This is a genomic window from Corallococcus sp. Z5C101001, assembly GCF_007352635.1.
GTDB classification, from domain to species: Bacteria; Myxococcota; Myxococcia; order Myxococcales; family Myxococcaceae; genus Corallococcus; species Corallococcus silvisoli.
Genome location: NZ_VKLU01000014.1, coordinates 165,077 through 179,229 on the forward strand (window position 1 = coordinate 165,077; position 14,153 = coordinate 179,229).

Consider the following 14,153-nt stretch of genomic DNA (forward strand, 5'->3'; position numbering starts at 1 on the left):
GGTTGAAAGGGAGGTGGGGCCGGGATGAAGTGCGCGCCCCATGCGCTCCTTCCGCTCCACCGCCCTGGCGCTCGCGGTGCTCGCCGCCGCCTGCAAGGGCGGCCCGACGCCCGCTCCCGCTGCTCCCGCCACGCCCCCCACGCCAGCCGCCACGGCCCCCGTGCGGCTCACGCTGGTGGGCACCAACGACTTCCACGGCTGGGTGATGCCCCACCGCGCCACGCTGCCGGACGGGCAGAAGGTGGAGGAGGGCGGCGCGGCGCTCTTCGCGTCCTACGTGGAGCGGCTGCGCGAGGACAACCCGGGCGGGGTGCTGCTGGTGGACGCGGGCGACCTGTTCCAGGGGACGCTGGCATCCAACCTGGTCGAGGGCGCCATCGTCGTGGACGTCTACAACCTGCTGGGCTACTCGGCGGTCGCCATCGGCAACCACGAGTTCGACTACGGGCCCGTGGGACCGGGGCCGGTGGCCACCCGTCCGGACGAGGATCCGCTGGGCGCGCTGAAGGCCCGCATGGCCCAGGCGAGGTTCCCCTTCTTGTCCACCAACGTGCGCGAGGGCGATGGCCGCCATCCGGCGTGGCTGGGCAATGACGGCACCACGGTCGTCACCGTGAAGGGCGTGAAGGTGGGGCTGCTGGGCCTGTCCACGTCGCAGACGCCGCAGACGACCAACCCCGCGAACGTCGCGGGCCTGAAGTTCGAGTCGCTGGCGGACTCCGCCCTGGAGGCCACGCGCTCGCTGCGCGAGCAGGGCGCGGAGGTCGTCGTCGCCATCGCCCACGCGGGCGGCAAGTGCACGGACCTGGCGCACCCGCGCGACACCTCCAGCTGCGTGCGGGACGACGGTGAAATCTACGCGGTGCTGGACGCGCTGCCGAAGGGCGCGGTGGACGCGGTGGTGGCGGGCCACACGCACCAGACCATGGGGCACTTCTTCGGCGACGTGCCGGTCATCGAGACGACGGGCATGGCGCGCTCGTTCGGGGTGGTGGAGCTCTTCGTGGATCCGGTGAGCCACCGCGTGCTGCCCGACCGCACGCGCATCCAGGCCGCCATCCCCGTGTGTGGGGCCGTGGACGCCACGCTCGGCACCTGTGATGCGCAGCGCCTGCGCGAGGCGAAAGACGTGCGCCTGGTGCCGGCCACCTTCCTGGGCAAGCCGGTGACGCCGGATGCCCGGGTGGAGGCGCTGGTGGCCCCCGCGGAGGCGCGCGTGGAGGAGGAGCAGCGCCGCACCGTGGGCGTGGAGGTCCAGGCCCGCATGCCCCAGGTGTACGAGGGCGAGAGCGCGCTGGGCAACCTCATCGCGGACGCGATGCGGCAGGCGGCCCGCTCCGACGCGGCGGTGATGAACGCCGGCGGCATCCGGACCGACCTGCCCCAGGGGCCGCTCACCTTCGGGAAGCTCTACGAGGTGCTGCCCTTCGACAACACGCTCGCGGTGTTGGAGCTGTCCGCGGACGAGCTGCGCCGCTTCCTCACGCTGGCCTACGGCGGTCGCAAGGGCGTCTTCGCGGTGTCCGGGCTGGAGGTGACGCTGAGCGTGTGTCCGGGGCCGGAGCGCCTCCAGGGCGTGACGCTGCCGGGCGGCCGGCCGCTGAAGGCGCGGGGAACCTACCGGGTCGCCGTGCCGGACTTCCTCTTGCGCGGAGGCGACGGGGTGGGACCGCTGACGACCACGCTGCCACCGGCCCGTATCCACCTGTTGCAGGGAGAGGACCTGCGCGAGGTGCTGACGGCCTATGGGCGCGCGAACGGCAATGCCCTGAAGCCTCCGGCGCTCGGGCGCGTGCACCTGGTGCGGGGCGGGAAGCCCTGCGCGGACGCGAAGCCCTGAAAAAAGGGTGTGCCCGCCGTTGGAAATTTTCTCTCCGCGCTGATCCGCTGCGGCTGGATCTGGCCGCAACCCAGCGAAAGATCGACACATCGAGTCCAGGCCGAATTTTCGGCCTGGGATCAGTTTCCAACGGCGGGAAACCTCCCTACTCTAAGGCACGCGAGATCCCTTGCCGGTGTGGCCCTGAGCCCGCGAGCGCAAGCCGGAGCCCGTGCGTGGGAGGGACAGAGAGATGCTCTACAAAGTAACCCCGATGATGGTCCCGGCGGCGCCCGAGAAGGACAAGGCACGTGAGCCGGGGCAACCGCGCAAGCGGCGCAAGTCCTCCGTCTACGACGCCGACGGCCACGAGGTGCTGATCTCGCTGATGTGCCTGAAGTGCAAGACGCTCAAGCCGCTGGCGCAGTTCGGGCTGCGGAAGATGGCGGATGGCGCCATCCGCAACCAGCCCTGGTGCCGGGGCTGTCGCTCGGGCGCGGGCACGAAGAAGCCGAAGAAGGACGAGACGCAGGCCGCCACCGTCCAGGTGCCCGCCGTCTCGGTCGTGGAGCCCGTGCTGGAGGTCGTGGAGGCCATGTCCCTCGACGCCGCCCCGGTGGAACCCACGCTCGTCGATCGCGCTCCAGCGGGCGAGGCCGCGGGCGACGTGTCAGTCACCGCCCAGGTCTGATCCACCCGACGGCGGATCCGCCCTGCTGGGGAGTGCGCAGTTTGCTCACGCCCCGCACGGGAGGGATCCGCCCGGAGTTCCGTCCCGCCGCTCGGCGCTGATTCGCGCGGGATGGAGATCCGCCCGGAGTTCCGTCCCGCCGCTCGGCGGTGATCCGCGCGGGATGGAGATTCACCCGTAACTCGGTCCCGCCGCTTGGCGGTGATCCGCGCGAGATGGAGATTCACCCGTAACTCGGTCCCGCCGCTTGGCGGTGATCCGCGCGGGATGGAGATCCGCCCGGAGCTCGGTCCCTCTGCTCGGTGCTGATCCTCGCGGGATGGAGCTCCACCCGCAGCTTCGTCCCGCCGCTCGGCGCTGAGCCGCACGGACCGCGGAGCCCCCGAAGCAAGGCCGCCGCTGCGTCGATGCACCGGGCCGCCGACGCACGGCGTCCCAAGCACATGTCATGGGTTGACCCGCCGTGTGAGGTCGGGAGGCCGCGCTTCGGCTTACGACAGCCGCAGGCCCGCCGGCAGCGTGTCTCCGAGCGCCCGGGCCTCGTCCGCGGCCTCCAGGGCCACCACCTCGCGGACCATCCGCACCCAGGTGTCCGAGGCCTTCGACGCGACCAGGGCCTGGGCCGTGCGCTCGCGCAGCTCTGGCTCCAGGTCCCGCGTGCGGTCCCCGGTGAGGCGCGCGAGCTGGGCGGCGGCGAACGGCGCTCCGTCCACCTTGCGCAGGTCGAGCGACAGCAGCAGCTCCAGCCAGGCCTCCGCCGTCTCCACGTCCACGACCTTGTGGCCGCTGCCATACAGGGGCACGCGGGCTCCCAGCCGGCCCAGGGCCCAGGCCCAGGGGCCGCCGGCGCGGGGATCCGGCTTCAGCCGCGCGGCGATCCACCGGCCCACCTCCGCCTTGTCGCCCGGCGACAGGTGCTCCAGCGAGGCGACGGTGCGGACCATCTCGTCCAGGCCCTCGGGCTGGATGCCCTTGAGCTTGCCTGCCTGCGGGGGCGCGTCGGGGGGCACGCGCCGGGACAGGTGCGGCTGGAGGTAGGCGTACAGCTTCTGCTGGTGGGCCTCGGTGAGGCCGCCCGCGATGCGGCGCCACATCACCCAGAACTCCGTCCACACGGCCTTGTCCGTGTGGTGCTGCACCAGCGCGTCGAAGAGGCTGAACGTCTGCTCCGCGCGCCAGCCGTCCAACGGGTAGCCGAAGCCGGGGCGCAGGCAGAAGCCAGTGAGGCTGTAGAAGACGCGCTCGTGATCATCCGAGCGGCGGCGCTTGCTGGCCCCCGCGTACAGCGTGCTCCACAGCTCGCGGATCACCGGCACGCGCCACGTCTCGCGCGGGCCCAGCACCTTCTCCAGCGTGCGCGACAGCTGCTTCACGTCCTTGGGCCCCAGCGGCAGCGGCTTGTTGCCGTAGACGCGCTCCACGTTGTCCTTCGCCTCGGCGAAGCGCGCGGGCATGGACTCGGTGACGGTCAGCTCGTGCGAGCCGCCGGTGCCGCGCAGCTCGAACTCCAGGCGCCAGCGCTCGTCCGCGACGTCCGACACGCAGAACAGCTCCAGCGTGCCGATCTCCGTGAGCGCGGCCTGCAGGTGCACCGGCACCTCGGAGACCTTGCCCGACGCGCCCTTGAGCAGCGTGTGGATGGGCGGCAGCGGCTTCAGGTCCTCCGCCAGGGGCACCAGGTCCCCCGGTTTGTCGATGCGGTCGCTCGTCGTGGAGTAGAGCGCGAACTGCACCGGACGGCCCAAGGCAAGCGTGAAGGGGCGCTCACCCAGGTCCACCTTCTGGCCCTCCTCGAAGCCGCGCGGGATGAGACACAGCGTGGGCTGCTCCGCGCTCTCTGGACCGCGCTGCAGGCCCACGTAGTACGCGCGCGCCGCGCCGCCGCCAATCCGCAGGCCGTGCCCGCGCCGCACCAGGCCGTAGTAGGCGGCGCCCCGGGCCACGGCCAGCTCCAGCGACTCGTGCTTGAGCAGCGGGATCCGCGGTGCGCGCGGCCACCAGGCGGACAGCGCGTCCACCAACCGCGCTGAAATCTGGGGCGAGTTGAACACGCCGCCGTTGAGCAGGATGGCGTCCGGGCGGGGCAGGGCGCCTTCGTGCGACGGCGTCTCCCCCAGCGCCGCGAAGCCCGCCGCCGCGTGCTGCGCGAGGAAGGCCGCCAGGTGTCGGGTGACGGCGGGGTCCTGCACGTACGGCAGGCCCAGCTCCTGGAGCGCCATGCGCGCCGTGCGCCGGGGCCTGTCCTCCGCGGGAGACACGGGGAAGAAGCCGTCCAGCACCAGCGCCTGTGCCTCGTCGCGGCCCAGCTCCGTGGAGAGCGTGCCGCCCAGCAGCCGGCTGCCCTCGCCGATGAGGGACAGGCCGTACTTCTCCGGCGGCTCGCGCCCCAGCAGCGCTTCCTTCGCGGTGCGCGCGGCCTGGATGGCCTGCGTCCACTGCGTCGCGGACAGGCGCCGGCCTCCCTGGGAGAGCTTCTCCTCCATGCGCCGGGCGAGCGCCGCGTCCATGTTGTCGCCGCCCAGCATCAGGTGGTCGCCCACCGCGAGCCGCCGCAGCATGGGGCCCTCCGGCGACACGCCCGCGTGCACCAGCGTGAAGTCGGTGGTGCCGCCGCCCACGTCCACCACCAGCACCAGCCGCACCTGGGACAGCGTCTGCTCCAGGCCCGAGCGGTGGCGCGCGGTGTAGTCGTAGAACGCCGCCTGCGGCTCCTCCAGCAGCGTGAACTTCTCCAGCCCCGCCTTGCGCGCCGCGCTCACGGTGAGGGCGCGCGCCGCCTCGTCGAAGGAGGCCGGGACGGTGATGACCACCTCCTGCCTGGACAGCGGCTCATCCGGGTGGGCGAAGTCCCACGCGCGGGCCATGTGCGTGAGGAGCAGGGCGGACGCGTCCACCGGGGACAGCTTCTGGACGTCGGCGGGCGCGCCCCACGGGAGGATGGGAGCGGAGCGATCCACGCCCGGGTGGCACAGCCAGCTCTTGGCGCTGGCCACGAGCCGTCCGGGCACGCGCGCGCCCTGCCAGCGGGCCAGTTCGCCCACCACCCAGGGGCCGCCGTCATCGCCCCAGGGCAGGCGCAGCACCTCCGGCGCCAGCTCGTGGCCCTCGGGGATGTAGACGGTGGACGGCAGGAGCGCGCGCGGGGCCACCTCGCCCTGGCGGACCAGCTGGGGCAGGGGGAAGTCCTCGACGGGCGCCCCCGCGCCCTTGCCTGGATCCACGGATGCCACCGCGCAATGGGTGGTGCCCAGGTCGATGCCAACGATTCGCATACGCCTCCGGTGTGCGGGGCCCCTTCTACTCCCTCATGCGCACGTTGAGCTCCAGCTTCCAGCGCCCGGAGCCGTTCTTCTCCAGGCACCGCAGCTCCAGCGTGCCCACCTCCGTCACCACCGCCTGGAGGTTCACCGGCGTCAGGTCCCCGTACGGCGTGGGCTGTCCGGGCAGCGTCGTTTCAATGGGCGCCACCTCCTCCAGCTCCCCCGACGCCAGTTCCGACTCCACGTCGTCCAGGAGCACGCCCACCTTGTCGTCGCGCCGCAGGGACGACGCGAAGAAGCGGAAGCTCGTGGGCTCGCCGGTGACGAGCCCGAACTCCTGCGGGGGCACGTCCGCCTGCGTCCCTTCCTCCATGCCGAAGGGGGCCACGCAGAGCGCCTTCACCGGCGGCTCCATGCCCGGCACCGCGGGCATCGCCGTCTCCACGCCCACGTAGTAGGCGCGCGCCGTCCCGCCGCGGATCCGCAGCCCGTGGCCCTGGCGCACCCAGCCGTAGTACGCCGCGCCCCGCGCCACCGCGAGGTCCAGGTCCGCGCCCTCCAGCTCCTGGGCCGGCGGCGCGCCTTCCGCGGCCAGCCACTGGTTGAGGACCTCCATCACGCGGCCCTTGAGGGGCCCCGCCTTGAAGACGCCGCCGTTGAAGAGCACCGCGGTGGGGTGCAGGAAGCCCTTGCCCGTCACGTCCACCGGGGAGTCCTCGCTGGCGGCCAGGGCCTGCGCCTGCCGGGTGAGGAACGACGCCAGGTGGCGCGTCACCCCAGCGTCCTGCGCGTATGGCAGCGCCATCTGCGCCAGGCCCGTGCGCCGCGCGGTGCGGGGCAGGTCGCCCACCTCGGTCACGGGGAAGAAGCCGTCCGTGAGGACGCGGTCCAGCTCCTCGCGCGTCAGCTCCGTGCGCAGCGTGCCACCAATCAGCGACGAGCCCCGGCCCGGAATGGCGATGGGCACCCGGTCCAGGGAGGCGTCCGCGTACAGCGTCTCCTTCGCCTGCCGGCACCCGTGGGTGAGGCCGTTGAACTGCCACGCGTCCAGCTTGCGCCCCTCCGCCGCCATCCGCTGGTTGAGCGTGTGCGCCAGCGCGAGGTCCATGTTGTCGCCGCCCAGGAGGATGTGGTCGCCCACCGCCACGCGCAGCAGCTCCAGGTCGCCCTCGCGGTCCTTCACGGTGATGACGGAGAAGTCGGACGTGCCGCCGCCCACGTCCACCACCAGGATGACCTCGCCGGGCTTCACGAGCCGCCGGAAGTTCTCCCCCATCGCCTCCAGCCACGCGTAGAGCGCGGCCTGCGGTTCCTCCAGCAGGGTGGGGTGCTCGATGCCCGCCGCCTTCGCCGCCTCCAGCGTCAGCTCGCGCGCCGCCGCGTCGAAGGACGCGGGGACGGTGACGATGACCTCCTGCCGGGACAGCGCGTTGCCGGACTCCTCCTGCGCGCGGGCGAAGGTGTGGTCCCACGCCTCCTTCAGGTGGCGCAGGTAGCGAGCGGACGCGTCCAGCGGAGACACGCGCTGCACCTCCGGGGGCGCCTGCCAGGGCAAGAGCGCGGAGCGGCGGTCCACGCCGGGGTGCGACAGCCAGCTCTTCGCGGAGGACACGAGCCGCGTGGGCACCTTGGCGCCGTGCGAGCGGGCGAAGTCACCGACGATGACGCTCGACTCCGGGTTCCACGGCAGGCCCAGGCTGCCTTCGGGGAACTCCTGCGCGCTGGGGAGGTACAGGAAGGAAGGCAGCAGCGGACGCGCTTCCACCGTTCCGGGCGCCGTCACCTGCGGCACGGGCAGCATGGACTGCGAGGGGCCTCGGGGCTTGCCGTCCTCGAGGTTGAAGTAGGACACCGCGGAGTGCGTGGTGCCCAGGTCGATGCCGATGGAGTATCGCGCCATATCGGTCAGGAACCCCCGAAGGGGGCCTTGTGGTTCCTCGAAGGGAAGGGGACTTCAGGGCAGCGCCGCCTGGGGCTCAAGCGAGCTTCAGGCGAGCTCGACTTCCGCCGGCGCCAGCACGCGCGGCTCCATGGCCGGGCTGACGGACGGGAACTTCACCTCCGTGGTCACCCAGCCGTGGTGCCGGAGCGTGCCCCCGTAGGGGGGCTGGCCGGCGACGTTGCCCGTCAGCCGGATGCGCTGCGCGTCGAACCCGTCCGGCACCGTCACCGCGTCGCCCTCGCCCTGCGGGAGCACCGGCTGGAGCGTCAGGTACTGGTGGACCACCTTGCGGCAGCCCTCGTGGACGATGCGGGCCGCCGCGCCCACGTCCGCGTCCGGGAAGGCCGCCACGTTCTCCTGCACGAAGTCCACGAAGCGACCCTCGCGCTGGAGCATGGAGAGCAGGGCCAGCGCGCTCGCGTGCTCGCGCTCGGGCGAAAGGGGCGCCGCCGCCACCGGGGGCGGGATGGCGGGCGCCCTCGGAAGCGCTGGGGCGGCCGTGTCCCCGGACGGGAGCTCCTTGAGCTGCCCCGAATCGTAGGCGCGGCTGGCCGGCAGCACGGCCTGCGCGAATTCGCGGGACACGAGGCAGCGCCAGAAGCACAGCCAGGCGAGCCAGAAGCGGGCGAAGAACGACAGGGAGGCGGACGGGTCGGTCATCGGCCCCGGATAACAAAGCCGGAAGCCTTTGCAATTCACCAATGGCCCGAAATGCAAAGGGCCTCACGGTTTCCCGTGAGGCCCTTCGGTTCTTCATGGTGGAGGTGGACGGGATCGAACCGACGACCTTCGCATTGCGAACGCGACGCTCTCCCAACTGAGCTACACCCCCATAAGGGACTGCCTGCTGCCGCCGCGCCGGTGTTGGGACCGGCGAAGTGATGGGGCTAGTACCGGAGCCCCACCGCGCTGTCAAGCAGCTCGTTTTCGCCAACAACCCTGCGATTGACGTGCCGCGCAGCGGATGCCATAAAAACCGTTCTTCGGTACCGCATCCTTCCCGGCCATTCCGGGCCCCCTTCTGGTTCATGTCCACCTCCCCTTCGAAGACGTTGAGCCCCACCGAGCTCGCGAAGCTTGAGCATTCGTTCGCTTCCGATCCCTCGTCGGATGCGTACAAGCCCCTGGCGGAGGCGTACCTCGACCTGGGTCGCTTCATGGAGGCGATGGTCGTCTGCAAGAAGGGCGTGAAGGCACACCCGACCGCGGCCGATCCCCGCCTCCTGCTCGCGCGCGTCTACGCCGCGCAGAACAAGGACAAGAAGGCGCTCGAGGAGGTCATGGGCGCGCTCCAGGTCCAGCCCGAGGACAAGGCAGCCCTGCGCATGGCGGGCGTCCTGCAGATCAAGGGCGGCGAAGCGGACGTCGGCCGCGGCAACCTGCTCAAGGCCTACCAGGCGGACCCGGGTGACCCGGAGACCGTCACGCTCCTCCAGCAGTACAAGGTGGAGATTCCCCGCCCGGCGGCGCCCACCCCGGTGCTCGCGCCGGTGGCCCCGCCGCCCCCGGCCGCTCCCGAGGCCCCCGCCGCGGCGAGCGTGCCCGTGGCGAGCCCTCCCGTGGCCGCGCCCGCCGCCGTGGGCCGCATCAACGCCCCCACGCAGCAGGCGGCCCGCACGGCGGGTCCCGCGAGGACCGCGGACGCGGGCGCTCGCCCCACCGGTCCGCGCCGCCCGCAGGTGGTGGTGGAAGAGGTGGACGAGGACGACGACGAGCCGGCGTCGCGCCGCAAGAGCGCGCCCAAGGGCAAGGGCAGCAAGGTGCTGTCGCTGGTCCTGCTCGTCCTCATCCCGCTGTTCGCGGGTGGCTACGGCTGGTACTCGGCGCAGGCGAAGAAGCGCGGCCGCGAACTCAAGAAGAACCTGGATGTCGCCACTGATCAGCTCAAGCACGACTCGTTCGCCAGCTACAAGAAGGCGTGCGAGGCGGCGGACCTGGCGCTGGAGGTGGACCCGGACTCCACGGCGGCCCACGGTTACCTGGCGTACGCGTACGCCATCCGTTGGGGTGAGCACGGCGGCGGTGACGACGCCCGGCGCAAGGCCGAGGAGCACCTGGCGGCGGCCCAGAAGGGCAAGGAGCTGTCCAGCCACCTCATCGCGGCGCAGGCGCTGATCAAGACCTACAGCGGTGACGGCAAGGGCGCGCTGGCGTCGCTGGAGGCGCAGGTCAAGGACCTCAACGACAAGGGCAAGGCGTCCTCGCTCCTGTACCTCACGCTGGGCCTCATCCAGATGAACGCGGGCGACCTGGAGCGCGCGAGGGACAGCCTGGAGCGCGCGCAGGCGCTGGCGCCGGACGACCCGCGCGTCTACGCGGGCCTGGGCGCGGTGTACCGCCGGCTGGGCCAGGACAACACCGCCTGGAAGGACTACGACTTCGCGCTCCGCTACGAGAAGGACCACCCGGAGTCGCTGCTGGGCCGCTCGCTGCTGATGCTGGAGCAGGACGAGCCGATCTACGCGGTGGCCAGCCGCGACATCAAGAAGCTGCTGGAGGCCGAGCCGCCGCCCAGCCCCCGCCAGCTCGCCGCCGCCCAGCTGGCGCGCTCGCTGCTCATCGCGCGCGTGGCGCTGGCCATGCCCGCCCTGAAGCCGGACATGCAGCAGAAGCTGTCCGAATCGACGGGCGTGCCGGTGGATCCAGCCAAGGCGAAGGCCGAGGTGGCCAAGGCGGAAGACACCGGCTTCACGCTCGACAAGCAGAACCCGGAGCTGAACCTCATCAAGGGCCGGCGCCTGCTGGCCGAAGGCAACTTCGACGCGGCCGCGGAGGAGATCCGCAAGGCCATCCGCGTGGACGGCAGCCGCGCGCAGTTCCATGTGGAGCTGGCCAAGGCGCTCATGGGCAAGCCGGGCGGCGAGAAGGAGGCCTCCGAGGCGCTCGTGACCGCGCTCAAGACGATGGGGGAGAGCCCCAAGCTGGTGGTGATGCTGGGCAACGCCTACCGCCGCCAGGGCAAGCTGGACGACGCGCTGGCGCAGTACCAGCGCGCGGTGAAGGACCCGAAGGCGAAGAACCCCGAGGCCCGCCTCGCCATGGGCGCCATCTACCGGGAGCGTTCGGATTGGGACAAGGCGAAGGAGCAGTTGGAGAAGGCCAACCAGGAGTTCGTCGGCCAGCCGGACCGGTCCGCCATGGCGCTCACGGAGCTGGGCCGCGTCTATCAGGGCAAGGGTGACGCGGCGAAGGCGGATGAGACCTACCAGCGCGCGCTCACCTCCGACGAGAACTACACGCCGGTCTACTACTTCTACGCGTCGCTGCTCTCCAAGGACCCCAAGCAGTCGGCCAAGGTCCGCACGCTGGCGCAGGAGTACGTGAAGCGCGAGCCCAAGGGCGAGTACCTCGCCGACGCGCAGCGGCTCGCGGGCAACTAGGCCCCGTCCTTCCGCTGGCTTCCTCCCGCGCCGCGAAGCCCCTTTTTCAGGGCTCGCGGCGCTTCGTTTTTGAAGGGGGGCGACAAGGCAGGCTGATGTGGCGGGGCGTCCGCGCCTTGCCACCCCTGCCGGGTGACGGTATGGGAGGGTCCACCCCACGCCCCCCTGTCCGGAAGCGACCTCGGTCCGGGGCCACCTGCTGGAGTCCGCTTGAGCACGCGTGCTTTGTCCCTGTCGTCCACCGCGTCCGACCTGATCTCCCTCACGAAGCCGGGGCTGTCCTCGCTGGTGCTCATCACCGCGGCGGGAGGCATGTTCCTGGCGCCGGGGCCGTTGGGCCCGGTGCGGGCGCTGGTGACGCTGCTGGCGACGGCGGGCACCGTGGGCGCGGCCAACGCGTTCAACTGCTACATGGAGCGCCACAGCGACCAGTTCATGTCGCGCACGCGCAACCGGCCGCTGCCCGCCGGGCGCATGGACCCCGCGACGGCGCTGTGGTTCGGCCTGTCGCTGGCGGCGGTGTCGCTGCCGGCGCTGGTGCTGGGGGCCAACCTGCTCACCGGCGTGCTGGGGCTCGTCGCGCTGCTCTCCTACGTGCTGGCCTACACGCCGCTCAAGGCGCGCACGTCCGCGGCCATGCTGGTGGGCGCCGTGCCGGGCGCGCTGCCGCCCCTGATGGGCTGGACCGCGGTGACGAACTCGGTGGACGCGGGCGGCTTCGCGCTGTTCGCCATCATGTTCCTCTGGCAGATGCCGCACTTCCTCGCCATCGCGCTGTTCCGCAAGGACGAATACGCGGCGGCGGGCCTCAAGTCGGTGCCGCTGGAGCGCGGGGATGAATCCAGCCGCGCGCAGGTGGTGCTCTACCTGGTGGCGCTGGTGCCCATGACGCTCCTGCCCTTCCAGCTGCACATCGTCGGCGCGTGGTACCTGGCGGCGGCGGTGGTGCTCGGGCTGAGCTTCCTCGGCCTGGGAGCGTGGGGCTTCTTCAAGCACCTGGGGAAGCCCTGGGCGCGCCGGACGTTCTTCTTTTCGCTCGTGTACCTCACCGGCCTGTTCGCCGCGCTGGCGCTGGACCGCGTTCCCCGCGGCTAGTGCCCCCTCGCGCGGCGTCCCTGCGCCCGGACGCCCTGCATGCCTGACACCTCCGTTCCCAACCCGCCGCCACCGCTGCTCCGCATCGAGGGGCTCACGCGCCGCTTCGGTGGGCGCACCGCCGTGGACGGGCTGTCGCTGTCCGTGCAGCCGGGCGAAATCCTGGGCCTCCTGGGGCCCAACGGCGCCGGCAAGTCCACCACGTTCCAGCTGCTCGCGGGCCTGCTCGCGCCAGACGCGGGGCAGGTGCACTTCGCCGGCCGGGTGCTCTCGCTGAGCGATCCCGCGCTCCGGCGCCAGATGGGCGTCATCTTCCAGCGCGGCAGCCTGGACGACCTGCTGACCGCGCGGGAGAACCTGCTGCTGGGTGCGCGGCTGTACGGGCTCACCGGCGCGGAGGCGAAGGCGCGCGGGGAGACGATGCTGTCGCTCATCGGCTTGTCGGACCGGGGCGACGAGAAGGTCGGCACCTGGTCGGGCGGCATGCGCCGGCGCCTGGAGCTGGCGCGGGCACTGGTGCACCAGCCGCGCGTGGTGCTGATGGACGAACCCACGCAGGGCCTGGACGAGGCCGCCTTCCGCACGTTCTGGACGCACCTCAAGCGGCTGCGCGACGCGCAGGGGGTCACCGTGCTGCTCACCACGCACCGGGCGGACGAGGCGGAGGGGTGCGACCGGCTGGCGGTGCTGGACGCCGGGAAGCTGGTGGCGTGTGACACGCCCCGCGCGCTGGCCTCGCGCATGGGCGGGGACATCCTCACGCTGGAGGGGCCGGAGCCGGAGGCGCTGGCCGCCCAGGTGACGGAGCGGCTGGGGCTGGAGGCGAAGGTGGTGGAGGGGCGGGTGCAGGTGGAGGCTTCGCAGGGACATGCGCTGGTGCCGCGGCTGGTGGAGGCCTTCCCTCCGGGGCGGTTCGCCTCCGTGTCGCTGCGCCGGCCCACGCTGGCGGACGTGTTCCTCCAGCTCACCGGGAAGGCCCTGGGAGCGGATGCTCCCGCACCCACGCCCGCGCCGAGGAAACGCCGATGAGCGCCGACATCCCCGTGCCTGTTCCGTCGTCCGTCGAGGCGCCCAGCGCCCCGGTGCCCCGGCGGGAGCCGGGCGCGCTCGCGCTGCAGTGGGCCACCGTGCGGGTGCTGCTCTCGCGCGACGTGGTCCGCTTCTTCCGCCAGCCCAGCCGGGTGATTGGCGCGCTGGCGCAGCCCATCCTGTTCTGGTTCGTGATTGGTTCAGGCTTCGCGGGTTCGTTCCGCGTGGAGGGCGCGCAGGGGCTGGGCTACCAGCAGTTCTTCTTCCCGGGCGTCGTCACCATGGTGGTGCTCTTCAGCGCCATCTTCGCGACCATCACCGTCATCGAGGACCGCAAGGAGGGCTTCCTCCAGGCGGTGCTGGCGGGGCCGGGGTCGCGGCTGGCGGTGGTGCTGGGCAAGGCGCTGGGGTCGTCCACCATCGCGCTGATGCAGGCGTCGCTGTTCCTGCTCTTCGCGCCGCTCGCGGGCGTGGACGTGAAGGCGGTGGACTATCCGCTGCTCGCCGCGGTGATGGTGTTGTCGGCGCTGGCGCTCACCGGCATGGGGATGGCGCTGGCGTGGTGGGTGCGCTCCAGCGCGGGCTACCACGCGGTGATGAGCCTGGTGATGCTGCCCATGTGGGTGCTGTCCGGCGCGATGTTCCCGGTGAAGGGCGCGGGGCCGGTGCTGTCGTGGGTGATGCGCCTGAACCCGATGCGCTTCTCGGTGGAGGGCGTGCGCCGCGCGCTGTACGGGGCGCAGGCGTCGCTGGCGGTGGGCTCGGAGGGTGGGGTCGCGGTGGGGTGGGAGGTGCCCGCGCTGCTGGCGTTCGCGGCGGTGTTCGTGGGGCTGGCCGCATTCAGCGTGAGCCGCCGCGAGTAGCCCCCCGCGGGGCGTTGGACTTGACCGGTGCCTTCCACTACGACGGCGGGCATCGCAACACGGAAGACTTCCAG

At 72.0% G+C, this 14,153-nt stretch carries 9 protein-coding genes and 1 tRNA gene; 6 read left to right on the forward strand and 4 right to left on the reverse strand.

Annotated elements, in window-relative coordinates; translation table 11 throughout:
* Positions 1 to 40: 40 nt before the first annotated feature.
* Positions 41 to 1,840, forward strand: coding sequence for a bifunctional UDP-sugar hydrolase/5'-nucleotidase (locus FOF48_RS29115; RefSeq protein WP_143906880.1), 1,800 nt, complete (start codon positions 41 to 43; stop codon positions 1,838 to 1,840).
* Positions 1,841 to 2,072: 232 nt separating this feature from the next.
* On the forward strand, positions 2,073 to 2,510 hold the full coding sequence (locus tag FOF48_RS29120; protein WP_143906882.1) for a hypothetical protein: 438 nt from the start codon (positions 2,073 to 2,075) through the stop codon (positions 2,508 to 2,510).
* A gap of 491 nt (positions 2,511 to 3,001) precedes the next feature.
* On the opposite strand, the gene FOF48_RS29125 is transcribed toward FOF48_RS29120, so the two are convergent.
* The 4 genes from FOF48_RS29125 to FOF48_RS29140 all read right to left on the reverse strand — a co-directional run bounded on the left by FOF48_RS29125 (position 3,002) and on the right by FOF48_RS29140 (position 8,544).
* On the reverse strand, positions 3,002 to 5,782 hold the full coding sequence (locus FOF48_RS29125; protein ID WP_143906884.1) for an Hsp70 family protein: 2,781 nt from the start codon (positions 5,780 to 5,782) through the stop codon (positions 3,002 to 3,004).
* A 25-nt stretch (positions 5,783 to 5,807) separates the two neighbouring features.
* Complete coding sequence (locus FOF48_RS29130; protein ID WP_143906886.1) at positions 5,808 to 7,670, reverse strand: Hsp70 family protein; 1,863 nt, start codon at positions 7,668 to 7,670, stop codon at positions 5,808 to 5,810.
* 87 nt (positions 7,671 to 7,757) lie between these two features.
* The gene (locus tag FOF48_RS29135; RefSeq protein ID WP_143906888.1) at positions 7,758 to 8,372 is read right to left on the reverse strand and encodes a DUF2760 domain-containing protein; all 615 of its coding nucleotides are present in this window, start codon (positions 8,370 to 8,372) and stop codon (positions 7,758 to 7,760) included.
* Between the two features lie 96 nt (positions 8,373 to 8,468).
* A tRNA-Ala gene (locus tag FOF48_RS29140) sits at positions 8,469 to 8,544 on the reverse strand.
* Between the two features lie 196 nt (positions 8,545 to 8,740).
* Between FOF48_RS29140 and FOF48_RS29145 the strand changes: the two genes are divergently transcribed.
* The 4 genes from FOF48_RS29145 (at position 8,741) to FOF48_RS29160 (ending at position 14,079) form a co-directional block, all read left to right on the forward strand.
* On the forward strand, positions 8,741 to 11,092 hold the full coding sequence (locus tag FOF48_RS29145; protein ID WP_143906890.1) for a tetratricopeptide repeat protein: 2,352 nt from the start codon (positions 8,741 to 8,743) through the stop codon (positions 11,090 to 11,092).
* A 210-nt stretch (positions 11,093 to 11,302) separates the two neighbouring features.
* Complete coding sequence (gene cyoE / locus FOF48_RS29150) at positions 11,303 to 12,187, forward strand: heme o synthase (RefSeq protein WP_143906892.1); 885 nt, start codon at positions 11,303 to 11,305, stop codon at positions 12,185 to 12,187.
* A gap of 39 nt (positions 12,188 to 12,226) precedes the next feature.
* Positions 12,227 to 13,216 (forward strand): ABC transporter ATP-binding protein, encoded by a 990-nt coding sequence (locus tag FOF48_RS29155; protein ID WP_143906894.1) that lies wholly within the window; start codon positions 12,227 to 12,229, stop codon positions 13,214 to 13,216.
* Positions 13,213 to 14,079: an ABC transporter permease gene (locus tag FOF48_RS29160; RefSeq protein WP_143906896.1), complete on the forward strand. Its 867-nt coding sequence runs from the start codon at positions 13,213 to 13,215 to the stop codon at positions 14,077 to 14,079. Before FOF48_RS29155 ends, FOF48_RS29160 begins: the two co-directional genes overlap by 4 nt.
* The last annotated feature ends 74 nt before the right edge of the window (positions 14,080 to 14,153 follow it).